Genomic DNA, 24,101 nt, shown 5'->3' with positions numbered 1-24,101 from the left:
CGATGGCTAACCGTCAAGATGGTCTCGCCGAAGCCCTTGACACCGAGCAGCGCACCGTGTCGTGGCTGTACGAACTGCTCGACCTCGCCAGGGAACGCGCGCAGACGGCGCTGCGCCAGGCGTACGGCCGCGGCGGCGGCACCCGTCAGGCGATGGTCGAGCGTGAGGCCCTGGCCTCGGAGCAGGCGCGCAGGCTGGCGCAGCTCAACGCGGTCGAGCGGGGCCTGTGCTTCGGCCGGATCGACGAGCGCTCCGGCCCCAGCACCTACATCGGCAGGATCGGGCTGCGCGACGAGCGGCACGAGGCGGTCCTGATCGACTGGCGGGCGCCGGCGGCGCGGCCGTTCTACGTGGCCACGGCCACCGACCCCGGCGGCCTGCTGCGCCGCCGCCACCTGCATCTGAAGGACCGCCGCGTCGTCGCGATCGACGACGAGGTGTTCGACCTGGAGCGGATGAGCGAGAGCGACCGGCGCACGCTGGTGGGGGAGGCGGCGCTGCTGGCGGCGCTGCGCCGGGGCCGTACGGGCCGGATGGGCGACGTGGTGGCCACCATCCAGACCGAGCAGGACCGGGTGATCCGGGCCGGCCTGCAGGGGGCGCTGGTGGTGCAGGGCGGCCCGGGCACCGGCAAGACGGTCGCGGCGCTGCACCGGGCGGCGTACCTGCTCTACACCCACCGCGACGTCCTGGAGCGGCGCGGCGTGCTGGTGGTCGGCCCGAACGCGATGTTCCTGCGCTACATCGGCCAGGTGCTGCCGTCGCTGGGGGAGACGCAGGTGGTGATGACGACGGCCGGGGAGATGTTCCCGGGCGTGCGGGCGACGGCGGTCGACGCGCCGGCCGCCGCGGTGGTCAAGGGCGACCTGCGGATGGCCGGGGTGGTGGCCGCGGCGCTGGAGCTGCGCCGCCGGCCGCCGGAGGGCGACCTGGTGGTGGAGCTGGACGGGCTGGCGCTGCGGGTGCCGCACGAGACGTGCGTGCGGCTGCACGAGCGGGCGCGGGCGGTGCGGCTGCCGCACAACATGGCCCGCAAGCTGTACGTGAGCGAGCTGCTGAAGGAGCTGGCCCGGGCGGAGGCGCGGGCGCTGGAGGAGTCGCTGCACATCGAGGAGCTCGCCAACGGCGACCCGGAGATGGAGGAGCTGGCCCAGCCGCTGGACCTGGAGGGCGACCTGGACGAGCTGGACCTGGACCTGGCCTCGGGGCGGCTGTGGGACGAGCCGGCCGTGCGCCGCGCCGTCGAGGGCCTGTGGCCGGAGCTGACGCCGCAGCGGCTGATCGCCGGTCTGCTGTCGGACCCGCGGGCGCTCGCGTCGGTCATGCCGCCCGGCCTGGACGGGGCGCCCCTGGTGCGCCCGGCGGACGCGCCGTGGACGGTGGAGGACGTGCCGCTGCTGGACGAGGCGGCCGAGCTGCTGGGCGAGGACGACTCGGCGCGGCGCGCGGCCTCCCGCCGTACGAGGGCGGAGCAGGACGAGGAGCTGCTGTTCGCGAGCGAGGTGCTGCAGACCACCGGCGTGGCCGAGGAGGGCGTCTTCGCGCGGGCGGACGTGCTGGCCGGGCGGCACGCCGACCCGGGCGCGGAGCTGACCACGGCCGACCGGGCGGCGGCCGACCGCGGCTGGGCGTACGGGCATGTCATCGTGGACGAGGCGCAGGAGCTGTCGCCGATGGCGTGGCGGATGGTGATGCGGCGGGTGCCGGCCAAGTCGCTGACGGTGGTGGGCGACATCGCGCAGACGGGTTCGGCGGCCGGGGCGCTGTCGTGGGGCGAGGTGCTGGACCCCTACCTGCGGGGCCGGTGGCGGATGGAGCACCTGAGGGTCAACTACCGGACGCCGGTGGAGATCATGGACGTGGCGGCGGACGTGCTGCGCGCCTTCGACCCGGCGCAGGAGCCGCCGGAGTCGGTGCGGTCGGGGGAGTCGGCGCCGCGCGCGGTGCGGGTCCCGCTGGACAGGCCGGCCGAAGGGCTGGTGGAGCTGGTGGCGCAGGAACGGGCGGCGATCGGTGAGGGCCGGGTCGGGGTGGTGACCTCCGACGCGCTGCGCGAGCTGGTGGCCCGGGAGTTCCCGGCGGCCGACCTGGACGCGCCGGTGACGGTGCTGACGGTGACGCAGGCCAAGGGGCTGGAGTTCGACGCGGTCGTGGTGGTGGACCCGGCGGGCATCCTGGAGCAGTCGCCGATGGGCGGGCGGGACCTGTACGTGGCGGTGACGCGGGCGACGCGCCGGCTGACGGTGGCCTACGAGGGCGAGTTGCCGGCCGTTCTGTCCCGCCTGGCCGAAAGCTCCCCCGCGTAGGGGCCGCCGGGGGCCGCCGGGGTCAGGAGCCGCCGAGCTTCTCCGCGGCGGCCCAGATCGCCCGGGTGACCTCGTCGAGCGCGCGCAGGGTCTCGGTGTCGAGGTGGTCCATGATGCGGCGCATCTGCTGGCTGCCGACGCTGTTGACCTCCTCGAGGAAGGCGGCGCCGGCGGCGGTGAGCTCGACCCGGCGTACGCGCCGGTCGTGGGGGTCCTCGTGCCGGCTGACGAGGCCCTGGGCGAGGAGGCGGTCGACGATGCCGGTGACGGTGCCGGGGCCGACGCCGAGGCCGGCGGCGATCTCCTGGCCGCTGGCCGAGCCGCCGCGCGCGGACAGGAGCATGACGACCTTGAGCTGGCGCATCGTGAGGTTGGAGGTGAACAGGGGAGACGGATGCTGGGCGAAGACGCGTCCCAGGTTGCGTTGCGTCTCGTTGATCCTGCGGATCAGGTCTTCGCGTTCGTCGTTCACTTTCACCTCTCGCTTCCTGAGAAGGTTATCAGGAAGCTTTGATGTGTCTAAATATTCGCCTGATGCGAAGTGTTAGTCTAAGCCGAACTCTTGGAGGGGGCTTATGACCGCTTTCGCCAGGTTGAGCCTGGTCAACCGCACTCTTGTGATCCTGATCGCGGTCGTGCTCAGCGCGTTCGGCGCGTTCACGATCCCGCAGCTGAAGCAGCAGTTGCTGCCGTCGTTGTCGTTCCCCGGCGCGTTCGTGATCGCCCCGTACCCGGGCGCGTCGCCCGACATCGTGGAGGAGCAGGTCGCCAAGCCGATCGAGGACTCCTTCCAGGGGCTGGACGGCATGGAGGCGCTGACGTCCACCTCGCGGGAGGGCGTGGCGCAGGTCCAGGTGGCCTTCGAGTACGGCACCGACATCGAGGCGTCGCTGAACAAGATGCAGCAGGCGCTGAACCGGGTGACGCTGCCGGACGGCGTCGAGCCGCAGGTCGCGGCGGGCAGCACGGACGACATCCCGGTGCTGGTGCTGGCGGTCGGCGACGGCGGCGACCAGCAGGCGATGGCCGACAAGCTCAACCGGATCGTGGTGCCGGCGGTGCAGGGCGTGGAGGGCGTGCGCGAGGCGGCGGTCACCGGCGTCCGCGACGAGGTGGTGACGATCGAGCCGGACGCCGGGAAGATGGCGCTGGCCGGGGTGTCGCCCGCGCAGATCCCCGAGGCGCTGAGGGCGAACGGCACGCCGATCCCGGCGGGCACCCTCACCGAGGACGGCAGGGCGCTGACCGTGCAGGTCGGCACCCGGGTCGACTCGCTGGAGAAGCTGAAGAACCTGTACCTGACGCCGGCCCAGCCCCAGCAGCAGCCGCAGCAGCAGCAGCCTCCGCAGGCCCAGCCCCAGCAGGCCCGCACCCCCGCCTCCCAGGCCCAAGCCCAGGCCCAGGCTCAGGCGCGGTCGTTGCGGCCGGTCAAGCTGGGCGACGTGGCCACCATCAAGCAGGGCGTCGCCGCGGCGACGTCGATCACCCGCACCGACGGGCGCTCCAGCCTCGGCGTGTCGGTGACGATGACGCCCGACGGGAACGCGGTGTCGATCTCGCACGAGATCCACGACCTGCTGCCGGACCTGACCAAGGCGCTGGGCGACGGGTCGGACACGGCGGTGTCGGTGGTGTTCGACCAGGCCCCCTACGTGGAGCAGTCGATCGAGAGCCTGACCACCGAGGGCGTGCTGGGCCTGGTGTTCGCGGTGCTGGTCATCCTGGTGTTCCTGCTGTCGGTGCGCTCGACGCTGGTGACGGCGGTGTCGATCCCGCTGTCGGTGGTGATCGCGCTGATCGTGCTGTGGGCGGGCGGCTACTCGCTCAACATGCTGACGCTCGGCGCGCTGACGATCGCGGTGGGCCGGGTCGTGGACGACTCGATCGTGGTCCTGGAGAACATCAAGCGGCATCTCGGCTACGGCGAAGCCAAGCTGCAGGCGATCCTGACGGCCGTGCGGGAGGTGTCGGGCGCGGTGACGGCCTCGACGCTGACCACGGTGGCGGTGTTCGTGCCGATCGCGGTCGTCGGCGGCATGGTGGGCGAGCTGTTCAGCCCGTTCGCGATCACCGTGTCGGTGGCGCTGCTGGCGTCGCTGGTGGTGTCGCTGACGGTGGTGCCGGTGCTGGCGTACTGGTTCCTGAAGGCGCCGCAGCTCACGCCCGAGCAGGCGCGCAAGCTGCGCGAGGAGGCCGAGGCCAAGGAGCTGCGCTCGCCGCTGCAGCGCGCCTACCTGCCGGTGCTGCGGTTCGCGACGCGGTTCAAGCTGACGACGGTGCTCATCGGGGTGGCGGTGTTCGTCGCGACGATGGGCGTCGCGGGCGCCCTGCAGACGAACTTCCTGGACTCCTCGGGGCAGAACACGATCTCGCTGTCGCAGCGGATGCCGGTCGGCACCGACCTGGAGACCACCGACAAGGCGGCCAAGAAGATCGAGCAGGTGCTCGCCGACGACGACCAGGTCGAGATGTACCAGGCGAACGTGGGCGGCGGCAACGCGATGGCGGGCGCGTTCGGCGGGGGCGGCGGCTCGGACCGGGCGTCGTACTCGGTGACGCTCGCCGACGGGGCCGACACCCCGGCGGTGGAGCAGCGGCTGCGCGAGAAGATCGGCAAGCTGACCGGGGTCGGTGAGGTCACGGTCGGCGCGGCCGGCGGCGGCGGCTTCAACGCCGACGGCATCAGCGTCATCGTCCGCGGCCCCGACCTGGACACGCTGCGGGCCGCCTCCGACCAGGTCGCCAAGGCGATGGGCGAGGTCAAGGGACTGCGGGACGTCTCGTCGAACATGGAGGCGTCCGCGCCGCGCATCGAGGTCGTCGTCGACCGGCAGAAGGCGGCGGCGCGCGGCCTGTCGGAGGCGCAGATCGGGCAGAGCGTGGCGCAGGCGTTCCGCGGCGCGCCGCTCGGCCAGGTGACGCTGGACGGCCGCAACAGCGACCTGGTGCTGCGCGGCGCCGAGGCGCCGCAGGACGTCAAGGAGGTACGTGACCTGCCGCTGATGACGGCCTCCGGCGTGGTGCGGTTGTCGTCGGTGGCGCAGGTCAAGGAGGTCGCCGGGCCCACCCAGGTGACTCGCATCGACGGCGAGCGGTCGGCCACGGTGACGGCCAAGGCCGCGGACGCCGGCGACCTGGGCGCGCTCACCCAGCAGCTGCGCGACAAGCTGGACGGGCTGCAGCTGCCGTCGTCGGCCTCCTACGAGCTGGGCGGCGCGTCGGCGGACCAGGAGGACGCCTTCGCCGATCTCGGCATGGCGATGCTCGCGGCCATCGCGATCGTGTTCCTGATCATGGTGGCGACGTTCCGCAGCTTCGTGCAGCCGCTGATCCTGCTGGTGTCGGTCCCGTTCGCGGCGACCGGCGCGATCGGGCTGCTGGTCGCCACGGGCACCCCGATGGGCGTGCCCGCGCTGATCGGCATGCTGATGCTGATCGGCATCGTGGTGACGAACGCGATCGTGCTCATCGACCTCATCAACCAGTACCGCGAGCAGGGCATGGGCGTGGTCGAGGCGGTCATCGAGGGCGGCCGGCGGCGGCTGCGGCCGATCCTGATGACGGCCGTGGCGACCATCTGCGCGCTGACGCCGATGGCGCTGGGCGTGACGGGGTCGGGCGGGTTCATCTCGCAGCCGCTGGCGATCGTGGTGATCGGCGGGCTGATCTCCTCGACGCTGCTCACGCTGGTGCTGGTGCCGACCCTGTACACGATGGTCGAGCGGGCCAAGGAGCGGCTGCGTCGCCGCCCGCAGGCGCCGGCGAAGGAGGAGAAGGTGCTGGAGCCGACGCCGTCCTGACGGCGCGACAGTAAATGCGGGCCCGGCCGCCGGTGACGGCGGCCGGGCCTTTCCCCGCCCCGGGCGTGCGACGTGGCCGGGGACGATGCCTACACTTGTCGAACGTGACTTCCAAGCCGCGCATCCCGAACGTCCTGGCCGCCCGCTACGCCTCGCCGGAGCTGACCCGCCTGTGGTCGCCCGAGTACAAGATCGTCGCCGAGCGGCGGCTGTGGCTGGCGGTGCTGCGGGCGCAGGCGGAGCTGGGCGTCGCGGTGCCGGCGGGCGCGATCGACGACTACGACAAGGTGGTCGAGCAGGTCGACCTGGAGTCCATCGCGGCGCGTGAGCGGGTGACGCGCCACGACGTGAAGGCGCGCATCGAGGAGTTCAACGCGCTGGCCGGGCACGAGCAGGTCCACAAGGGCATGACCTCGCGCGACCTGACCGAGAACGTCGAGCAGCTGCAGATCCGCGACAGCCTGCTGCTGGTCCGCGACCGCATGGTGGCCCTGCTCGCGCGGCTGGCGACGCTGGCCAAGGAGCACGAGGCCACGGTGATGGCCGGCCGCTCGCACAACGTGGCCGCGCAGGCCACCACGCTCGGCAAGCGGTTCGCGACGGCGGCCGACGAGCTGCTGGTCGCCTACCGGCGGCTGGAGGAGCTCATCACCCGCTACCCGCTGCGCGGCATCAAGGGCCCCGTCGGCACCGCCCAGGACATGCTGGACCTGCTCGGCGGCGACCGGGCCAAGCTCACCGCACTGGAGGGCCGGGTGGCCGAGCACCTGGGGTTCGCCGGCGCCTTCACCAGCGTCGGACAGGTCTACCCGCGCTCGCTGGACTTCGAGGTGGTGACCGCTTTGGTGCAGGCCGCGGCGGCGCCGTCGTCGCTGGCCAGGACGATCCGGCTGATGGCCGGCCACGAGCTGGTCACCGAAGGGTTCGCCGAAGGCCAGGTCGGCTCCTCGGCCATGCCGCACAAGATGAACACCCGCTCCTGCGAACGGGTCAACGGCCTGGCGGTCGTGCTGCGCGGCTACGCCTCCATGGTGGGGGAGCTGGCGGGCGACCAGTGGAACGAGGGCGACGTGTCGTGCTCGGTGGTGCGCCGGGTGGCGCTGCCGGACGCGTTCTTCGCCTTCGACGGGCTGATGGAGACGATGCTGACGGTCCTGGACGAGTTCGGCGCCTTCCCCGCCGTCATCGCCGCCGAACTGGACCGCTACCTGCCGTTCCTGGCCACGACGAAGATGCTGATGGCGGCCGTGCGGGCCGGGATGGGCCGCGAGCAGGCCCACGAGCTGATCAAGGAGCACGCGGTCGCGGCGGCGCTGGCGATGCGCTCGCGCGGCGCGGCCAACGAGCTGCTGGACCTGCTGGCCGGCGACGAGCGTTTCCCGCTGGACCGGGAGCGGCTGGACGCGCTGCTGGCCGACCGGGTGTCGTTCACCGGCGCGGCCGCCGACCAGGTGGAGGCCGTCGCGCAGCGGGTGGCCGAGATCGTGGCCGCGCATCCCGAGGCGGCCGCCTACCGGCCCGGCGCCATCCTGTGACCCGCCCGCAACGTTGACGCGGGAGCTGCGCACACCGGCCGACGTACGGTCGGCGTGCGAGAACGACGACCTGGTCATGTGGGCCGCCCAGGGACTGCGGCCCGGCGCGCGGGCCTGGGCGGCGGGCGGCGCGGTCGTCGCCGCCTGCCCGGACATCTCACGCGGGGACCGGCTGGCGGTGCGGGGCCGGCCACGCGACGCCGCGCCGCTGGTGCGGCACGCCCTGGCCGAGCTGGGGCCGTCGTACCGGCCGCTCGGCGAGGCCGAGCTGATCCGGCAGGTCGCCGCCGCGGTGGACGGGCTGCGGGCGGGGCCGTCCTTCTCCTGGATGAGCCTCACCGAGCTCCGCCACGACGCCGGCGAGAACGGCGTGGACGGGGTGGGGTGGCTGGACGGCGCCGAGGCGGAGATCACGGCGCTGCTCGCGGCCGACGCCCCCGACGCCTACGCGGTGCCCGGCGGCGTCGGGGTGCGCCGGTGGGCGGGGCTGCGCGACGGCGACCGGCTCGCCGCGGTCGCCGCCGACGCCTGGTCGGCCCCGGACGTCGGGCTGCTGGCCGGCGTCGCGACCCGCGCCCCCTGTCGCGGGCGCGGGCTGGCCGAGCGGGTGTGCCGGTGGGTGTCGGGACGGCTCATCGACACCTACGGGCGGGCTGCGCTGATGGTGGACGACGACAACCCGGCCGCGATCCGCGTCTATGAGCGCATCGGCTACCGGCGCCGCCAGGTGATGACCTCCTCCGTCACCGCCTGACCCCCGCCCCGGCGGGCGGGGCGAAAATCGGGTGAGGTTCGGGCGGTGCTGGTGCAGAGTTGACGGCGTGATGTCCGATTTCATGCCGGGTATTGAGTTGTCGCGGGCTTTCTACCACGAGGTGGTGGCGCCGCTGGTGCCGCGGACCGCGCACAGCGCCGCGCTGGTGGGGCCGGGGTCGGAGGTGCTGGCGTTCGACACCGCGCGCTCGGCCGACCACGACTGGGGGCCGCGGGTGCTGCTGTTCGTGCCGGGCGAGCAGGTGGCCGAGGTGGAGGCGCGGGTGCTGGCGGGGCTGCCGGAGCGTTTCCGCGGTTTGCCGACCGTGTTCCCCTATCGCGGCCGGACCGGGCCCGGCGTACGGGTGTGCGAGCCGGGCGCGTGGCTGCGCGAACACCTGGGGTTCGACCCGCGGGCGGGCATGTCGCTGCTCGACTGGCTGTCGGCGCCGTGGCAGCGGCTGGCGGAGGTGACCCGCGGCGAGGTCTTCCACGACGGGCTGGGAGCTCTGGAGGCGGCGCGGGCGGCGCTGCGCTGGTACCCCGAGGACGTGTGGCGGTATGTCCTGGCCTGCCAGTGGCGGCGCATCGCGCAGGAGGAGCCGTTCCCCGGCCGGTGCGGGGAGGTGGGCGACGAGCTGGGGTCGGCGGTGGTGGGGGCGCGGCTGGCCCGGGAGGTGATGCGGCTGGCGCTGCTGCTGCGCCGCCGCTACCCGCCCTACGCCAAATGGCTCGGCAGCGCCCTGGCGCGGCTGCCCGGGTCGGCGGAACTGGGGGAGTGCCTGGGGGCGGCGGTGGCCGCGCGGTCGTGGCGGGAGCGGGAGGAACGGCTGTCGGGCGCCTACACCCGCCTGGCGGCCCTGCAGAACCGGCTGGCGCTGGCCGAACGGCTGGACGAGGGCGTGCGCGGCTTCCACGACCGGCCGTTCCGGGTCATCGGAGGGGACCGGTTCGCCGAGGCGCTGCTGGCGTCGGTGTCGGACCCGGCGATCCGGGCGCTGCCGGTCGCGGGATGCGTCGACCAGCTGTCGGACTCCACGGAGGTGCTGGTGGAGTCCGGGCGGGCGCGGGCGCTGACGGCGGCGGCGCTGGGCCTGACCGCCTGACCCTCAGTTCTCCTCCGCGAGCTCCGCGGCGAGTTCCGCGATGCGGGAACGCCAGGCGGGCAGCGCGGCCGGGTCGCCGGTGCAGGTCAGGACGAGACGGGCGCCGTGGCCGGTGCCTTCGCCCAGCTCCCAGCGGACGCTGCCGCCCGGTGTCCCGTACTCCAGGAGCTTGCCGGGCTCGGCGCGGGTGACGGGGCCGGCCGGGACGGCGGGCACGGTGAACGGGGCGGGCGGCGGCTCGCCGACGGCGGCGCGGTCACCGTCCAGCTGCCGCCAGACGTGATCGGCCGGGCGGACGAGCTGGCGTTCCACGCGTACGGTGCCGCCGTCGCAGGTCGCGCCGTCAAGGCCGAGGATGTGGACGTAGTCCTCGTGCAGCCGCCCCGTCTCCGGCTGGCCGGCGGCGGGGGAGCGGCCGTCCAGATGGGCGAGCAGGGCCATGAGGCAGGTGTGCCAGCCGGAGGCGAAGCTGGCGGCGCCGTACCGGTCGGAGAAGGTGTGGGTGAGCGTGAGCAGGGTGCCGCCGCTCTCGTCGGGCTCCAGCTCCCACCGCAGATGGTCCTCGCCCCAGGTGTGGGCGAACAGACGCGGCGGCTCCCGGTCGGTGACGCGGCCGTCGGGGCCGAAGCCGTAGCCGATCCGCTCGCCGTCGATGGTGACCTCCGCCGGGAACCAGGCGGCCAGGTGGCGCGGCTCGGTGATGGCGCGCCAGACCTTCTCCGGCGGGTGGGACAGACGGCGCCGCATGCGCAGCGAGGTGCGGCCGTCGGGGTGGAGGGTGAGGTCCTCGTTCATCGCACGTCCTTCCCGGGCTCGTCCGGCATGGCGTCCAGATGGGCCTCCAGCCGGTCGAGGCTGCGGGTCCAGAGCCGGCGGTAGGGGGTGAGCCAGGCGTCGATCTCGGCCAGGGGAGCGGGGGTCAGCTCGTAGAAGCGGCGCTGGGCGTCCTTGTGCACGGTGACGAGACCGGCGCGGCGCAGGGCGCGCAGGTGCTTGCTGGTGCCGGGCTGGGTGAGGCCGAGGCGGGAGGTGAGCTCGGTGACGTGGCGGGGGCGTTCGAGGAGCAGATCGAGGATGTGCCGGCGGGCGGGCTCGGCGAGGACGTCGAAAGGCATGCCAGCGAATATACCCGCGCGGTTATATGACCGCAAGGGCATGCATCAGAGGTGGTGGCGGGCGGCGTTGGCGTGGATGGCCTCCCTCACGTAACCGGCCAGGCCCGGCAGGACCGCGTCGAAGAACGCGGTGAAGCGGGCATCGGTGACATACAGGTCGCCGAGGCGGCGGTGAAGGTCGTGGCCGCAGTCGTAGAACCAGCGATGGACATGGCCACGGTGACGTTCGGCCAGATCCATCGCGTGCTCACCGCCGGCCGGCAGCCCCGCCTCGCACGCCTCGGCGAGCGCGCCGGTGATCGCCGCGGCCTCGGCCTTCAGCTCCAGCCAGTCGGCCTTGGTATAGGAGGCGACCCGGCGGCGGCTCTCGGCGTAACGGGGGTCCGCGCCCCAGCGGGCGGCGGCCTCGGCCTCGTGCTCCTCGGGCCGGAAGTCGCCGAACACCTCGAAACGTTCGGCGGGGGTCAGGGTGATGCCGCTGGTGTGTGCGTGGATGGCGCGTTCGACGGCGGCGATCACGTGGCCGAGATGCCGGGCGCGGGCGGTGAGCAGCTCGTGCTGGCGGCGCAGGTGGGTCAGCTCGTCGGCCCGGGGCTCGTCGAGGATGACGGCGATCTCCTCCAGGGGGAAGCCGAGCTCCCGGTAGAGGAGGATCTGCTGCAGGCGGGCGAGATCGGCGTCGGTGTAGCGGCGGTAGCCGGCGCGGGTGCGCTCGGTGGGGGTGAGCAGGCCGATCTCGTCGTAGTGGTGCAGGGTGCGTACGGTGACGCCGGCGAGGCGGGCGACCTGGCCGACCGACAGACTCATGCCTTCCACCATGGACCCTCACGATGGGTGAGGGTCAACTCCTTTGCCCGGCACGTACGTACGTAGGTACTCAAATAGGGATTTCTCACCTCTTGGTGGGGCGGGGTGTGCGGGCATGGTGAGCGAGTACCCGGAGACCGGACGCACCAAGGATGGGGGGATCCGACATGTGCCAGCACCAGCCTCCGTACCCGCCGCACGGCGGCACCGCCCGCCCCGCGGCCCACCAGCCCGAGCGGCGACGGGACCTGCCGCGCAACGGAGCAGCCCGCACGCCGGCGGCCGGACACCGCGGGGGATCGGCATGAGCCCCGCCTGCACGGCCACGCCCGCCGCCATGCCCGCTCTCCTGCCCGCCCTCATGCCGTCACTCATGCCCGCCTGCCTGCCCATGGTCGCCGCGTCATGGACGCTGCCCGCCACGGCCTCCTCGGTGCCACGCGCCCGCCGGGCGGCACGCGGACTGCTCGCCGAGTGGGACGCGCCCCGCGAGACAGGGGAAGCCGCCGAACTCCTGGTCAGCGAACTGGTCACGAACGCGGTCCGGCACGCGCACGGCCCCGTCGTGCTCAGCATGTGGGCCCGCGGCGGCCGGCTGCGCTGCGAGGTGGCCGACGCCGACCCCCGCCCGCCCCGCCCCCGCCACGCCGGCGAACAGGACGAAGGCTCCCGCGGACTGGAACTGGTCCAGGCGCTCGCCGACGCGTGGGGGAGCACCCCCTCCCGGCGCGGCAAGATCGTCTGGTTCGAGCTGGCCGCGCCGGGGCGCGCGTGAGGTTCCCCTGCTCACGCGCGCCCCGGCGCCGCGCCCTCACCCGCTCACGCCACAGCCACCCCATGAACAGGCAAAAACTTGCTGTGGGTTTTGGCAGGAACTGCCCCGGATAAGGGGCCGGACATAACCTGAGAACGACGGCGGGCGGCGGCGCACGAGGCGAACGCCGGCTCCGCCACCTGTGAGGCGCCATGACAACGGTGACGACCAGCAGCATCCCGAGCGGGCAACCCGCCGAGGTGATCGGCCCCGAGAGGCGATCGCGGCGGACTCGCCGGGACCGGCATCGACCCCCAGGACGACCCGGGGGAGGAACCCGCGCCGACTCGCGAGGACCACGCGGACGGCGTACGCTCCCGCAGGCCCAGGACCTGCGGACAAGAGCGCGCCCAGCGCCGCGCTTATTACCGCGAGCAGCCCGCCCGCTCCACCCCACCCGCACGCGGACCCGGCCGGACCGCCTGGCCGCCGTGTCGGTGACCCGCCAGGCCGCGCGACACCCGTCGCAGCCGTCCCGCCACGCCGGACAGCGCCGCCCGCGACCCTGCGAGCACGGCCACCGGCCTGCCGCATCACTCGATCACCGGTTATTACCCAGGTGAGCGAGCGATAACAATACCGGTAACGGTATAGAGTGAGCCCCATGGTGCGACCACCGCTGACCCCCGAAGAACGGCTCCGCGGCGAGCACCTCGGCACGATGCTCCGCCAGGCCCGCGGCGAGCGCAGCATCGTCGAGGTCGCCGCCGCCGCCGGCATGTCCGCGGAAACCCTCCGCAAGATCGAGACCGGCCGGATCGCCACACCCGCGTTCTTCACCATCGCCGCCCTGGCCGACGTCCTCGGCATCTCACTCGACCAGCTCGCCACCCGCACCACCCCCGCCCCCACCTGACCCGGCGTCAGCCCAGCTCAACCCCCTTGTTACCGTCGGTCACATGGACACGGGGGAGCGCCGCCCGCCGCCCAGGCCCAGCCTGCCGCGGCGCCTGCTCATCCTGGCCGCCCTGGCCACGGTCATCCTCGCCGCCGCCGCGCTCGGCGCCGCCTCCTTCCTGCTCACCACGACCACCCGCTGACGGTTGGACGTCTGATCGCCGCCAGCGGAGAACCGCCCCCAGCGGCGAAGCTTGCGCCATGAGCACCACCACCGATCACCCCGACGGGCCGGCAGCCGACGCCTGGACGGTGATGCAGAGGTTCTACGCCGCCGAAGCCGCGTACGTCGCCGCAGGCGGACTCGGCAAGGCGAACTACGCCCACGTCGCCGCCCACCTCGACCCCGAAGTGACCCTGCACCAAGCTCCCGGACTCCCCTTCACCGGCACCGGAACCTGGCGCGGCCACGACGGCATGGAACAGTTCCTGGCCCGCTTCAGCGAGATCTGGGAATCGATGGAGTTCCTGGAGCAGGAGCACTGGGGCGACGAGAACACCGTCGTCGTACGCAACCGCGTCCGCTTCCGCGCCCGCGCCACCCGACAGGAAATCGACACCCTCATCGTGCAACTGATCACCGTCAGGGACGGGCGCATGCTCGAATGCCGCCCCTTCTACTGGGACCCCGCAGCCATCACCGGCGCCTGCGAAAGTCAGTGACCGGCCGCCCGCGCCAGCGGGGAATCCGCACCCGGCTCCAGCGGACGCGACAGGAACACCGGCGCCTGCGCCATGAACCGCGGCTCGGCCCCCAGATGCTCCTGCGCCGCGTGCACCGTGAACGGATGCACCAGATACACATCACCCGGAGAACCGGTCGCCAGCGCCACCGGCCGGTCCCGGCCCACCTCCTCGAACGCCGGCCCGATCTCCATCACGTCCCGCACCCGATCGTCCAGCAGCGCCGCCATGTCCCGCTGCGAACCCACCCGGATCCGCGTCGGCGCGTCCTGCGGCCCCACCTCCGACAGCAGCACCAGCAGCAGCAACGTGTGCGACCGCAGGCTCACCCCGTACGTGCCGTCCGCACGCGGGGTGTTGGCGTCGATGTGCCAGCCCCGATCCTCGGCCGGCGGCACCCGCGGGAACCGCACCGGCACATTGCCCAGACTGCCGAGCGGCACCCACCCGCCCGCGCCCGCCACCGCGTCCAGCGCCGACGCCAGCCGCGCGCTGCCCACGATCCGGCCGAACGGCCCCTCACCCGTCAGGTCCGCCGTCCACACCACCGGCTGCGTCCACCCCGACGGATCGTCCGGCGACAACCCGATGCGCTCCCACAACAGCGCCCGCGCCGCGTCGGCCACCTCGCCCGGCACGACCGACTCCACCTTGACGAACCCGTCGGCCACGAACGCCTCGACGTCGACCGCGCCGCCGCTCATGCTGGTCTCGCTCATGCTGGTCTCGTTCATGCGCCGGAACGCTAGCAGCGCCCACCCACCCGGATCGACCCAATTTCCCGGCCGGGGGACAGGCGCGATCAGACCAGCGAGAGCTGCGCCACCCGCGGCTCCCGCACCCGCGCCTCACCCGGCCCGAACGCCATCCCGTACACCTGGCACAACTGCGCGATCTGCCCCGTGATGCGCCGCTCGTAGTCCGGCGACGGCAGCCCCGCCCGGTCGTACAGCTCCTCGTAACGCGCCACCAGCCGCGGATGCGCCTCACCCAGCCACTCCAGGTACCACTCCCGCGTCCCCGCCGGCAGCCGCAACACCACCGGCTCCACCGCCCGCGCCCCCGCACCCGCGATCCGCCGCACCGTCGCCCCCAGCTGATCGGCCGCGTCACTCAGCAACGGCAGCACCGGCGCCATCAGCACCCGGCACTCCACCCCGGCCTCCGCCAGCGCCGACACCAGCTCCAGCCGCGCCTGCGCCGTCGGCGCCCCCGGCTCCACCGCCCGCCGGATCCGCTCGTCGACGAACGCGATCGACACCGCCACCCGCGCCCCCGCCTCCGCCAGCAACGCCGCGTCCCGCAACACCAGCGCCGCCTTCGTGTAGACGGTGAACGGCACCCCCGCCTCCGCCAGCGCCCCGATCACCCCCGGCATCAGCCGATAGGTGACCTCCGCCTCCTGGTAGCAGTCACCGCTGACGCCCACCGCCAGCTCCGCACCGCCCCAGCGCGCCAGATCCGCGCGCAACCGCGCCACCGCGTTCGGCTTGACCACGATCCGCGTGTCGAAATCACGCCCCGCGTCCAGCCCCAGCCGCCGATGACCCGCCCGCGCCCCGCAACCCCGGCACGCGTGCGCACAACCCCGATAGGGGGAGACCGCCCACTCCTGCGCGATGCCCGCCACCGGCGGCACCCGCTCGATCATCGTCCGGGCCTGCGTCTCGTAGAAGCCGTCGCGCAGCACCGCGCGCCGCTCGATCAGCGGTCGCTCATCGGCGGCGTCAACCAGCGGAAGCGCGTCCCAACCCACACCTTCCAGTGGAACACGTATTCGACTGCGTTTTCAAGCAGTTCCGGCACACCCGGGGGAGCGGAGCCGGACGATAAACTGGGACACCCGTACCAATTCACCCCCAAGAAGGAACACCATGGCCTGGCTCCTCCTCGCCCTCGCCATCGCCTCAGAAATCCTCGCCACCAGCGCACTCAAACTCAGCAACGGCCTCACCCACATCGGCTGGACCATCGCCGTCGCCGCCGGCTACATCACCTCCTTCACCCTCCTCGCCCAAGCACTCAAACTCCAACTCGACATGGGCACCGCCTACGCCGTCTGGTCCGGCGCCGGCACCGCCGCCATCGCCCTCATCGGCGCCGCCTTCATGGGGGAGACCCTCACCCCACTCAAGATCGGCGGCCTCCTCCTCATCATCGCCGGCGTCATCGTCCTCAACCTCGCCGCCCGCACCCCATGAAAACCCCCAACCCCGCCACCCAGGCCCGCTCCCGCCGACGCCGCGCCACCCTGCTCAACGCCGCCGTCGACCTCCTCGCCGAAGGCGGCTTCGCCGCCGTCACCCACCGCGCCGTCGCCCAGCGCGCCCACCTCCCACTCGCCGCCACCACCTACTACTTCGCCTCACGCGACCAACTCCTCGCCGAGGCCTTCGCCCAGCTCGTCGAGACCGAACTCACCACCACCGCCACCTGGATCACCCACCACGGCCTCACCGGCCTGCCCCACGCCCTCACCACCGACACCGACCGCACCCGCCAGCTCGGCCTATGGGAGCTGTACGTCCACGCCGGCCGCGACCCCGTCCTGCAACAGATCGCCCGCCGCTGGACCGACGGCTGCACCCACCTCATCGCCCAAGCCCTCGACCTGCCCGACACCGACCCCCGCGCCCGCCTCCTCTACACCACCCTGTCCACCCTCTGGCTCGAACTCATCGTCGAACAACGCCCCGCCGAACAAGCCCGCACCCTCCTCACCCACGCACTCGAAACCCTTTTGCCACCCCGCTGACCAATCCCTACACTGCCCCCGTGCTCCAACCCACCTACCCCATCACCACCCCCCGCCTCTCCCTGCGCCCCTTCACCACCGACGACCTCGACGCCGTCCACGCCTACGAATCCCGCCCCGACGTCACCCGCTACCTCCACTGGGAACCCCGCGACCGCGACACCAGCCGCGAAGCCCTCGCCAAGAAAGCCACCCGCACCGCCATCCACGCAGAAGGCGACGCCCTCGACCTCGCCATCACCCTCCGCCACAACGACGAGCTCATCGGCTCAGCCCTGCTCATCTGGACCAGCGACACCCACCGCCAAGGCGAGATCGGCTACATCCTCCACCCCGACCACCACGGCCACGGCTACGCCACCGAAGCCGCCCACGCCATGCTCACCCTCGGCTTCACCGGCCTGCACCTGCACCGCATCACCGGCCGCCTCGACGCCCGCAACACCGCCTCCGCCCGCGTCCTCGCCAAACTCGGCATGCGCCACGAAGCCACCCTCGTCGACAACGAGCACGTCAAAGGCGAATGGGCCAGCGAAACCATCTACGCCATCCTCGAGACCGAGTGGACCCCATGACCATCCACCACCTCGCCCTGGCCACCGACTGGCACCACGCCACCCACGCGGGGGAGTACCGCATCTCCACCCTCGGCCGCACCCTCGACGAAGAAGGCTTCATCCACTGCAGCCACGACCTCGACCAGCTCCACCAGGTCCACGACCGCTACTACACCCACGTCACCGAGCCCCTGCTCGTCCTCGACATCGACCCCACCGGGCTCGACATCCGCACCGAGAACGGCTACCCCCACCTGTACGGCCCGCTACCCGTGACCGCCGTCACCCACATCCGCCCCTACACCGCGTGACCGGCACGGCGACAGCGGGGGAGAAGCACCCCGCGACGCAACCCGGGCAGGACGCCTCTACCCGTACGACGACACGCCCCGTGACCACGGGCACACCCATGACGTCCACCAGGGACCCGGCGCCGGCCCGCGCAACAACCCATAACCGTCAGCGCACCCGCTGACCGAGCCCCTTAACGAACCACCCGCAACGACGCCTCACGCGGCCGCCCCGCAGCCACCATCGGCGGCATCGGCGGCGCCGCCTCAGCCACCGGAACAGGCCCCTGCGCCGGCTCCACCGGCACCCTCGGCGTCGGACGCGCCACTTCCCGCGTCCGCTCCTGCGCCACCCGCTCGGCGCAGCCACCCCCGCAATAACCGTTCGTCACGATCAGCCGCCCCCGCAGCTTCGTGTACGCCTCCTTACCGGAAGCGGGCAGAACCCCCTGACACACCGGGCATAAGACGGACTCGATCCCCATGTGCTGCTCCTCTCGCGGCGCGAATAGCAGGAGCTCCACCCTAAAGCCGCGATCCCGCACAAGGACAGCGTTTCCACACAAGGTCAACCTTGCCGTCAGAGCCTGCGAGGGGACCGGGCCCGCCGCGGCCGATCCGGCCTACTTGACATAATGTGCATTATCGAGCAAACACACATGTGCCGAATAAAGCACCCCGCACCGGGAAGACGCACCGCATGTACCCCCTGGAGATCACGACCCCGAGCCTCATCGCGCTCACGGCCGTCATCACCGCAGCCGCCATCTGGCTCGCTATCCTCGCCGTGCGCCTGACCCAGCGGCCGCGTAACCGGCTGAACCCGAGCATCGATCTCGTCGACCAAGCCCGCGAACTCAAAGCCCTCGGCCAGATCCAGGAAGCCGTCTTCCTGGTACGCGGCGAGACCGGCATGAGCCAGCGAGCCGCCGCCCGGTTCGTCAACCGGCTGTGAAACCTGGTTTGGCCGGGTCGCTCCCCGGCGACACTGGATAATGCCGGAAATGATGCGATACCGGACAGAATGTGGGTTCTGTCCGGTTAGATCTGTATTGCGCTTTCCGGTAGCAACAAGTCATCACCGCTCCTACTGCCGCCCCGCTGTTGGCTCGCGGCAGCTCCTGTGCGCTCGCCGGCGACCTTGGCCGCAACGGGCGTTGACGAACTTGAAGAAGGGGTAAAATCTCACCCCTCACCTCTCCCCCGCATTTCAGGGTCGTCGGCACGGACCCATAGTCGGCGGGCCGTGGGTTCAAGTCCCACCTGCCCTACTCACCAATGCCGCGCTCGACCTGGGGTTTCTCGGTTTGCGGGTGTTCCGGTTGAGGATCCCCTTACGGAACGCGGTCCGGCAGGCTGGGGCGGTACTGCATGCGCTCGAGTCGGGGCCGGATCAGGGCGCAGGAGCCCGACAACCGGATTTCGGTGGCACTGAAATCATCCAGTCTCTGCAGGACATGTGTTGGGTGTCGGATACCCGTGGTCTTGTAGAGAGGAAGTGAGTTCGTGCGACCACCTGACAACAGGCGTCGCCGCTTCGAGGAGTTGTACCAGGCCAATCATGATCCGGTGCTCGGGTACGTGGTACGGAGGACGGCGAATGGCCATGATGCGGCGGACATCTTAGCCGAGACTTTTATGACCGCATGGCGGCGGCTGGATGACGTGCCTGCAGGCGACAAGGCACGAGCCTGGCTGTTCGGAGTGGCGCGCCGGGCGCTCGCGAATCATCACCGTGGTGAACGGCGGCACACGGCACTGACCGCCCGGCTGGCATCCGAGCTGAGCGCCATCCAGCGGCAGCCGAGGGAGGAGTCGGCCGACCTGGATGTCTTGGCGAAGGCGTTCGCGGACCTGCCTGATGGCTACCGAGAAGTGCTGTCGCTCGCGGATTGGGAGGGCATGTCCATCGCCGAGATCGCAGTTGTGCTGGACTGTTCGGCCAACGCCGTACGGATTCGCCTGCATCGGGCCCGTCGCCGCCTGGCCCGCGCTCTTTCGACAGACCCTCCAGGACGTGTAGTGCGCGCCCAGGTACCGGAAGGGGACTCCGTATGACCAAGATTTCGATCAGCCGCCTCAACCCCGTCACCGACAGCGAGATTGCCGCGCTGGTGAGCACAGGGGCCAGGGACGAGCTGGCAGAGCACATCACAGCGGCTCCCCCGGAACCTGCACCCCGGTCTCGGTGGCGTCGGCGCCTGATCGTCGGCGTTCCGCTCATGGGGGTGGCGACGGCCGCCGCGGTGGCCGCATTCTCGTCCGGCTGGGTCGGGTCGCAGCGTGCCGAAGCAGCGGTCCTCTCCTTCCAGCGAGAGGACGGATACCTCGTCGTCCGGGTACAGGACCCGAACGCTGATCCCGAGCGTTACCGGGAGGAGTTCCGGCAGCGAGGAATGAACATCGACCTCAAGCTGGCCCCCATTAGCCCTGATAAGGCCGGCAAGGTCCTGTTCATGGAGGATCGCGACGACCCGGCCGGCCGAATCAAGGCGGTTGAGGGCTCGTGCGGGGAGCATGCGTGCTCCGTGGCCGTCAAGGTGCCGGTGGGCTACCGATCGTACGCCAGCATCGTCTTCGGCCGTGCAGCGGAGCATGGGGAGATGTACGACACGGGTCCGGGCGACGAGCCGGGCGAGGGCATCGGTCTGCCCGGCATCGACAAGTACACCGTGCCGGAGGCGGTCGCCATCCTCCGCGCGCGTAACGTACTCATCGAGTACCGCTATCAGTATCGTGGGTCTGACCGGCCGTATCCCAACGGCATCCCCGCCGACAAAGTCGATCCTGACTGGTACATCCACGAGGGTCTGCGCGGCACGGAGAACCAGGCGATTCTGTTCGTAGGCCCGGAACCCGAGGGTTGAGGCCGCCGCCGAGATCGTCATGCAGGCGCACGTACGATCTCACCGTCGCCAACGCTCCAAACGGCGGCGCCGTCTTCACGCTGTGTCTGCCATGCCGTGCTTCCCGGCCCCGGATGGAGACCCCGCAGGAGGACGCCACTCCTCCGCCACGCGCTCGCCGCCGACCTCGCGTCCCTCCTGGCCGTGGTCCGCGGGCGGCGTGCGGCCCAGTGACGTGGTTCCCGCCGGGATCCGCCGAGCGGGCCTGTCGTCTCCCCCGCGACGGCGGTGCTCCCGGCCCCGGGCGGTGCGAATTCGAAGCAGTAGGGTGGGTGGCGTGAGTGACCCGACGGCCGGCCTGAATACTGAGCAGCTTGGCGCGTACTTCGCGCTGATGGAGGTCAGCAGTCTCCTGCAGTACGCGGTGGAGGAGCACCTGCGGGCCGACGGCGACCTCAGCTGGGTGCAGTTTCAGATCCTGGCCCGGCTGGTGGACGCGCCGGAGGGCAGGCTGCGGATGACTGACCTGGCCGATGGCGTCGTGTACAGCCGTAGTGGCCTCACCTACCAGGCGGGTCTGCTGGACAAACGTGGCCTGATCACCCGTTCACCGTCGCCGGAGGACGAGCGCAGCGTGATGGTGGCCGTCACGGACGCCGGCCGGGAGTTGGTCGCCCGGGTGCTCCCTGGGCATGTCGCCCAGGTGCGGGGGCTGTTGTTCGAGGCGATGAGCGACGAGGATCTCGCCGCGCTCAGCGGTGTGCTGGTTCGCGTCCGCGCCCACATGCGCGCCACCCCGCCGCGGTCCGCGAAACCCCGTGCCGGCCGCAACCGGACCGGCTGATCCGTCGCGTCCGCTGTGGCCGTCCCTCTCTCGGTGGCGGGGATCAGGTGGCGGCGGGCGCGACGATGACGACCTTGCCGTGCAGCTCGCCCGCGGCGGCCTGGGCATGGACCGCCGGCAGTTCGGCCAGCGGGACGTGCCGGGCGACGTCCACGTGTAGCTCGCCGGAGTCGATCAATGCCACCAGCTGCCTCAGCTGGCCGGCGTCGCTGCGGACGAACAGGTCGATGCCTCGTACGCCGCGTTCCTCGTCGGAGGGTGCGGGCATCCACACGGTCGTGTTCACCAGCACTCCCCCGGGGTGGATCAGGGTGAGCAGCGCCGCCAGCTGCTCCGGGTCGATCGGGGCGAGGTTGAGCACGACGTCGACCGGCTTGCTCACCGCCGCGCTCACTTCGGTGGTGGTGTGGTCGATGATCTCGTCGGCGCCGGAGGCCCTGACCTGGTCGCGGCTGTGCGGGCCGGCCGTGGCGATGACGTACGCGTCGGCCTGCTTGGCCAGCTGTACGGCGTAGCCGCCGACTGCTCCGCCGGCGCCGTTGATCAGTACGCGCTGGCCGCTGGTGAGCCGGGCGTGGTCGAAGAGGGCCTGCCACGCCGTGAGGCCCACCACTGGCAGCGCGGCGGCGTCGGGCAGTGGGATGCTCTTGGGTGCCGGCGCCAGGATCTCGGCCGGCGCGAGGACGTATTCTGCGGCCGCGCCGGTCCCCGTCATCGGCAGGAAGCCGATGACCTGGTCGCCGGGTTCGATGCCCTGCACGCCCTCACCCAGGGCGTCGATCGTGCCGGAGACGTCGAGGCCGGGGGTGTGCGGGAGCGTGACCGGGATGGGGCCTTGCATGAAGCCTCCGCGGATGTTGCCGTCCACCGCGTTGAACGATGTCGCGGCGACCTGGATCCGTACCTGTCCGGGACCGGGGACGGGCTGCTCGACTTCCTCCTGACGCAGGACTTCGGGGCCGCCGTACTCGTGGAAACGTACTGCCTTCATGGCGGAGCTCGCTTTCGATGAGGATGTTGCTTCGAGTTCGAAGCAACTGTCGAGTACTCTAGACCCGCTTCGAATTCGAAGCAAACGCGCCGCCTGTGGGATGGGACACAGTGCCGCAGGCTGTCAGCCGCACCGGACGAGCCTTGAGGCATCGGGCGTTCCGGCCAGTTCCATGCCGCGCTGGCGGTGATGGCGGCCGGGTGGGAGGCTCGCGCCTTCGCCCGGTTCCTGAACGGCAACGCCGACGTGCTGCGGGAGGGCATGCTGGCCGCGACGCGCTGAACGAGCAGGACCGTCCAGCGTTCATGGCACGTTTGTGACGGTGAGCGGTGGGCATTGAGTGCTGCTGTGCCGCGCCCCCTGCCGCGGGAGGTGGTGTCCGGCGCGTCGGGGGCTCCGGTCGAAGGTCCATCTCATATGTGAGATATGGTCAGCTCTTATGACAGATGATTACCTGGTACGAATCGGCCGGTTGATTCGGGATGCTCGCCAGCATCGCGGATGGACGCAGTTGCAGCTGGCGGACGCGCTGGCGACGAGTCAGAGCGCGGTGAACCGGATCGAGCGCGGCAACCAGAACATCAGCCTTGAGATGATCGCCCGGATCGGCGAGGCGCTCGACAGTGAGATCGTGTCGCTGGGGTACGCGGGTCCGATGCATCTGCGGGTGGTGGGTGGCCGGCGGTTGTCGGGCAGCATCGATGTCAAGACGTCGAAGAACGCGTGTGTGGCGTTGTTGTGCGCGTCGCTGCTGAATTCGGGGCGGACGATCCTGCGCAAGGTGGCGCGGATCGAGGAGGTCTACCGGATTCTGGAGGTGCTGGCCTCGATCGGGGTGCGGGCGCGGTGGATCAACGAGGGCAGTGATCTGGAGATCGTGCCGCCGGCCCGGCTGGAGCTGGAGGCGATGGACACCGAGGCGGCGCGCCGTACTCGGAGTGTGATCATGTTCTTGGGTCCGTTGATGCATCGGACGGAGCAGTTCCGGATCCCGTACGCGGGGGGTTGTGATCTGGGGACCCGTACGGTGCAGCCGCACATGTCGGCGTTGCGGCATTTCGGGCTGGACATCACGGCGACGGGCGGGTTCTATCACGCGCGGGTGGACGGGTCGGCGGCGCCGTCGCGGCCGATCGTGCTGACGGAGCGGGGTGACACGGTGACGGAGAACGCGCTGCTGGCGGCGGCGCGTCATGACGGTGTCACGGTGATCCGCAACGCGTCGTCGAACTACATGGTGCAGGACCTGTGCTTCTTCCTGGAGGAGCTGGGCGTGCGCGTGGAGGGGGTGGGGACGACGACGCTGACCGTGCACGGGGTGCCGGTGATCGATCGGGACGTGGACTACTCCCCCAGTGAGGACCCGGTCGAGGCGATGAGTCTGCTGGCGGCGGCGGTGGTGACGTCGTCGGAGCTGACGATCTGCCGGGTGCCGGTGGAGTTCCTGGAGATCGAGCTGGCCGTCCTGGAGGAGATGGGGCTCGATTGTGATCGGGGGCCGGAGTATCGGGCGGCGAACGGGCGTACGCGGCTGGTGGATCTGACGGTGCGGCCGTCGAAGCTGGTCTCCCCGATCGACAAGATCCATCCGATGCCGTTCCCGGGGCTGAACATCGACAACGTGCCGTTCTTCGCGGCGATCGCGGCGTCGGCGCAGGGGTCGACGCTGATTCATGACTGGGTGTACGACAACCGGGCGATCTATCTGACGGAGCTGACGCGGCTGGGGGCGTCGGTGAAGCTGCTGGATCCGCATCGGGTGCTGGTCGAGGGGCCGACGCGGTGGCGGAGCGCGGAGATGATGTGTCCTCCGGCGCTGCGGCCGGCGGTGGTGGTGCTGCTGGCGATGATGGCGGCGGAGGGGACGTCGGTGCTGCGGAACGTGTACGTGATCAACCGGGGGTACGAGGACCTGGCGGAGCGGCTGAACGCGTTGGGGGCGCGGATCGAGACGTTCCGCGACATCTGAGGCGCCCCGCGTTTTCGTCGGTGGGGTCGGTT

The 24,101-nt window shown here is 71.5% G+C and carries 25 protein-coding genes; 18 read left to right on the top strand and 7 right to left on the bottom strand.

The annotated features are described in order from the left end of the window. Nucleotides 1–2 precede the first annotated feature (2 nt). A complete protein-coding gene (locus SMD20_RS09430; RefSeq protein WP_329577779.1) occupies nt 3–2,306 on the top strand; it encodes a HelD family protein in 2,304 nt (767 codons plus the stop codon). Nucleotides 2,307–2,328: 22 nt separating this feature from the next. Here the strand turns inward: SMD20_RS09430 and SMD20_RS09425 are convergent, their stop codons facing one another. Further along, nucleotides 2,329–2,784, bottom strand: coding sequence for a MarR family winged helix-turn-helix transcriptional regulator (locus tag SMD20_RS09425; protein WP_329577777.1), 456 nt, complete (start codon nt 2,782–2,784; stop codon nt 2,329–2,331). A 97-nt stretch (nt 2,785–2,881) separates the two neighbouring features. Between SMD20_RS09425 and SMD20_RS09420 the strand changes: the two genes are divergently transcribed. The 4 genes from SMD20_RS09420 to SMD20_RS09405 all read left to right on the top strand — a co-directional run bounded on the left by SMD20_RS09420 (nt 2,882) and on the right by SMD20_RS09405 (nt 9,500). Then, entirely contained in the window at nt 2,882–6,106 is a 3,225-nt protein-coding gene (locus SMD20_RS09420; RefSeq protein WP_329577773.1) for an efflux RND transporter permease subunit, read from the top strand. Between the two features lie 104 nt (nt 6,107–6,210). Continuing rightward, complete coding sequence (gene purB / locus SMD20_RS09415) at nt 6,211–7,641, top strand: adenylosuccinate lyase (RefSeq protein ID WP_329577771.1); 1,431 nt, start codon at nt 6,211–6,213, stop codon at nt 7,639–7,641. A 13-nt stretch (nt 7,642–7,654) separates the two neighbouring features. After that, nucleotides 7,655–8,395 (top strand): GNAT family N-acetyltransferase, encoded by a 741-nt coding sequence (locus tag SMD20_RS09410; protein WP_329577768.1) that lies wholly within the window; start codon nt 7,655–7,657, stop codon nt 8,393–8,395. Between the two features lie 82 nt (nt 8,396–8,477). Continuing rightward, complete coding sequence (locus tag SMD20_RS09405) at nt 8,478–9,500, top strand: DUF4037 domain-containing protein (protein ID WP_329577765.1); 1,023 nt, start codon at nt 8,478–8,480, stop codon at nt 9,498–9,500. A gap of 3 nt (nt 9,501–9,503) precedes the next feature. Here the strand turns inward: SMD20_RS09405 and SMD20_RS09400 are convergent, their stop codons facing one another. Genes SMD20_RS09400 through SMD20_RS09390 form a run of 3 tightly spaced genes read right to left on the bottom strand, consistent with a single transcriptional unit; the run spans nt 9,504 to nt 11,422 of the window. Further along, a complete protein-coding gene (locus SMD20_RS09400; RefSeq protein WP_329577762.1) occupies nt 9,504–10,295 on the bottom strand; it encodes an SRPBCC family protein in 792 nt (263 codons plus the stop codon). Then, nucleotides 10,292–10,615 (bottom strand): ArsR/SmtB family transcription factor, encoded by a 324-nt coding sequence (locus tag SMD20_RS09395; protein WP_329577760.1) that lies wholly within the window; start codon nt 10,613–10,615, stop codon nt 10,292–10,294. The genes SMD20_RS09400 and SMD20_RS09395 overlap by 4 nt, the downstream gene beginning before the upstream one ends. A gap of 45 nt (nt 10,616–10,660) precedes the next feature. Continuing rightward, complete coding sequence (locus SMD20_RS09390; protein WP_329577758.1) at nt 10,661–11,422, bottom strand: MerR family transcriptional regulator; 762 nt, start codon at nt 11,420–11,422, stop codon at nt 10,661–10,663. Nucleotides 11,423–11,726: 304 nt separating this feature from the next. Between SMD20_RS09390 and SMD20_RS09385 the strand changes: the two genes are divergently transcribed. From SMD20_RS09385 to SMD20_RS09370, 4 genes are all read left to right on the top strand, one after another. After that, nucleotides 11,727–12,197: an ATP-binding protein gene (locus SMD20_RS09385; protein WP_329577755.1), complete on the top strand. Its 471-nt coding sequence runs from the start codon at nt 11,727–11,729 to the stop codon at nt 12,195–12,197. Between the two features lie 643 nt (nt 12,198–12,840). Further along, nucleotides 12,841–13,092, top strand: a complete 252-nt coding sequence (locus SMD20_RS09380) for a helix-turn-helix domain-containing protein (protein ID WP_329577752.1) — start codon at nt 12,841–12,843, stop codon at nt 13,090–13,092. Nucleotides 13,093–13,135: 43 nt separating this feature from the next. After that, nucleotides 13,136–13,276, top strand: coding sequence for a hypothetical protein (locus SMD20_RS09375; protein WP_329577750.1), 141 nt, complete (start codon nt 13,136–13,138; stop codon nt 13,274–13,276). Nucleotides 13,277–13,334: 58 nt separating this feature from the next. Next, nucleotides 13,335–13,796 (top strand): nuclear transport factor 2 family protein, encoded by a 462-nt coding sequence (locus tag SMD20_RS09370; protein ID WP_329577747.1) that lies wholly within the window; start codon nt 13,335–13,337, stop codon nt 13,794–13,796. Here SMD20_RS09370 and SMD20_RS09365 read toward each other — a convergent pair. Together SMD20_RS09365 and SMD20_RS09360 are read right to left on the bottom strand one after the other, a co-directional pair. After that, a complete protein-coding gene (locus tag SMD20_RS09365) occupies nt 13,790–14,551 on the bottom strand; it encodes a phytanoyl-CoA dioxygenase (RefSeq protein ID WP_329577744.1) in 762 nt (253 codons plus the stop codon). The two genes, SMD20_RS09370 and SMD20_RS09365, sit on opposite strands and share 7 nt — an antisense overlap. 68 nt (nt 14,552–14,619) lie before the next feature. Beyond that, nucleotides 14,620–15,573, bottom strand: coding sequence for a radical SAM protein (locus SMD20_RS09360; protein ID WP_329577741.1), 954 nt, complete (start codon nt 15,571–15,573; stop codon nt 14,620–14,622). A gap of 118 nt (nt 15,574–15,691) precedes the next feature. Between SMD20_RS09360 and SMD20_RS09355 the strand changes: the two genes are divergently transcribed. The 8 genes from SMD20_RS09355 (at nt 15,692) to SMD20_RS09320 (ending at nt 21,109) form a co-directional block, all read left to right on the top strand. Then, nucleotides 15,692–16,018: a DMT family transporter gene (locus SMD20_RS09355; protein ID WP_329577739.1), complete on the top strand. Its 327-nt coding sequence runs from the start codon at nt 15,692–15,694 to the stop codon at nt 16,016–16,018. Then, complete coding sequence (locus tag SMD20_RS09350) at nt 16,015–16,572, top strand: TetR/AcrR family transcriptional regulator (protein WP_329577736.1); 558 nt, start codon at nt 16,015–16,017, stop codon at nt 16,570–16,572. Before SMD20_RS09355 ends, SMD20_RS09350 begins: the two co-directional genes overlap by 4 nt. 20 nt (nt 16,573–16,592) lie before the next feature. Then, nucleotides 16,593–17,147 (top strand): GNAT family N-acetyltransferase, encoded by a 555-nt coding sequence (locus tag SMD20_RS09345; RefSeq protein WP_329577734.1) that lies wholly within the window; start codon nt 16,593–16,595, stop codon nt 17,145–17,147. Further along, entirely contained in the window at nt 17,144–17,440 is a 297-nt protein-coding gene (locus tag SMD20_RS09340) for a DUF952 domain-containing protein (protein ID WP_329577732.1), read from the top strand. The genes SMD20_RS09345 and SMD20_RS09340 overlap by 4 nt, the downstream gene beginning before the upstream one ends. Nucleotides 17,441–18,119: 679 nt before the next feature. Further along, nucleotides 18,120–18,374 (top strand): hypothetical protein, encoded by a 255-nt coding sequence (locus SMD20_RS09335; RefSeq protein ID WP_329577730.1) that lies wholly within the window; start codon nt 18,120–18,122, stop codon nt 18,372–18,374. 551 nt (nt 18,375–18,925) lie between these two features. Next, nucleotides 18,926–19,477, top strand: coding sequence for an RNA polymerase sigma factor (locus SMD20_RS09330; RefSeq protein ID WP_329577727.1), 552 nt, complete (start codon nt 18,926–18,928; stop codon nt 19,475–19,477). After that, entirely contained in the window at nt 19,474–20,286 is an 813-nt protein-coding gene (locus SMD20_RS09325; RefSeq protein WP_329577724.1) for a hypothetical protein, read from the top strand. The genes SMD20_RS09330 and SMD20_RS09325 overlap by 4 nt, the downstream gene beginning before the upstream one ends. Before the next feature lie 316 nt (nt 20,287–20,602). After that, nucleotides 20,603–21,109 carry a MarR family winged helix-turn-helix transcriptional regulator gene (locus tag SMD20_RS09320; protein ID WP_329577721.1) on the top strand — a complete coding sequence of 169 codons (507 nt, stop codon included), beginning with the start codon at nt 20,603–20,605 and terminating at the stop codon, nt 21,107–21,109. A 43-nt stretch (nt 21,110–21,152) separates the two neighbouring features. Here SMD20_RS09320 and SMD20_RS09315 read toward each other — a convergent pair whose 3' ends face one another. Then, nucleotides 21,153–22,100, bottom strand: coding sequence for an NADP-dependent oxidoreductase (locus tag SMD20_RS09315; RefSeq protein WP_329577719.1), 948 nt, complete (start codon nt 22,098–22,100; stop codon nt 21,153–21,155). A gap of 340 nt (nt 22,101–22,440) precedes the next feature. On the opposite strand from SMD20_RS09315, the gene SMD20_RS09310 reads away from it, so the two are divergent. Continuing rightward, the gene (locus SMD20_RS09310; protein WP_329577716.1) at nt 22,441–24,069 is read left to right on the top strand and encodes a helix-turn-helix domain-containing protein; all 1,629 of its coding nucleotides are present in this window, start codon (nt 22,441–22,443) and stop codon (nt 24,067–24,069) included. Nucleotides 24,070–24,101: the final 32 nt, after the last annotated feature.

Source organism: Nonomuraea sp. LP-02, from assembly GCF_036289125.1.
Classification (GTDB): domain Bacteria; phylum Actinomycetota; class Actinomycetes; order Streptosporangiales; family Streptosporangiaceae; genus Nonomuraea; species Nonomuraea bangladeshensis.
This window is presented reverse-complemented; position numbering and strand designations above follow the sequence as displayed.

Excerpts from the sequence above, each read along its gene's own strand:
- SMD20_RS09365 (WP_329577744.1), bottom strand. The coding sequence starts at position 14,551 with ATGAACGAGACCAGCATGAGCGAGACCAGCATGAGCGGCGGCGCGGTC.
- SMD20_RS09420 (WP_329577773.1), top strand. The coding sequence starts at position 2,882 with ATGACCGCTTTCGCCAGGTTGAGCCTGGTCAACCGCACTCTTGTGATC.
- SMD20_RS09395 (WP_329577760.1), bottom strand. The coding sequence starts at position 10,615 with ATGCCTTTCGACGTCCTCGCCGAGCCCGCCCGCCGGCACATCCTCGAT.
- SMD20_RS09375 (WP_329577750.1), top strand. The coding sequence starts at position 13,136 with ATGGACACGGGGGAGCGCCGCCCGCCGCCCAGGCCCAGCCTGCCGCGG.
- SMD20_RS09430 (WP_329577779.1), top strand. The coding sequence starts at position 3 with ATGGCTAACCGTCAAGATGGTCTCGCCGAAGCCCTTGACACCGAGCAG.
- SMD20_RS09325 (WP_329577724.1), top strand. The coding sequence starts at position 19,474 with ATGACCAAGATTTCGATCAGCCGCCTCAACCCCGTCACCGACAGCGAG.
- SMD20_RS09390 (WP_329577758.1), bottom strand. The coding sequence starts at position 11,422 with ATGAGTCTGTCGGTCGGCCAGGTCGCCCGCCTCGCCGGCGTCACCGTA.
- SMD20_RS09315 (WP_329577719.1), bottom strand. The coding sequence starts at position 22,100 with ATGAAGGCAGTACGTTTCCACGAGTACGGCGGCCCCGAAGTCCTGCGT.
- SMD20_RS09335 (WP_329577730.1), top strand. The coding sequence starts at position 18,120 with ATGTACCCCCTGGAGATCACGACCCCGAGCCTCATCGCGCTCACGGCC.
- SMD20_RS09405 (WP_329577765.1), top strand. The coding sequence starts at position 8,478 with ATGCCGGGTATTGAGTTGTCGCGGGCTTTCTACCACGAGGTGGTGGCG.
- SMD20_RS09355 (WP_329577739.1), top strand. The coding sequence starts at position 15,692 with ATGGCCTGGCTCCTCCTCGCCCTCGCCATCGCCTCAGAAATCCTCGCC.
- SMD20_RS09340 (WP_329577732.1), top strand. The coding sequence starts at position 17,144 with ATGACCATCCACCACCTCGCCCTGGCCACCGACTGGCACCACGCCACC.
- SMD20_RS09370 (WP_329577747.1), top strand. The coding sequence starts at position 13,335 with ATGAGCACCACCACCGATCACCCCGACGGGCCGGCAGCCGACGCCTGG.
- SMD20_RS09400 (WP_329577762.1), bottom strand. The coding sequence starts at position 10,295 with ATGAACGAGGACCTCACCCTCCACCCCGACGGCCGCACCTCGCTGCGC.
- SMD20_RS09380 (WP_329577752.1), top strand. The coding sequence starts at position 12,841 with ATGGTGCGACCACCGCTGACCCCCGAAGAACGGCTCCGCGGCGAGCAC.
- SMD20_RS09350 (WP_329577736.1), top strand. The coding sequence starts at position 16,015 with ATGAAAACCCCCAACCCCGCCACCCAGGCCCGCTCCCGCCGACGCCGC.
- SMD20_RS09385 (WP_329577755.1), top strand. The coding sequence starts at position 11,727 with ATGAGCCCCGCCTGCACGGCCACGCCCGCCGCCATGCCCGCTCTCCTG.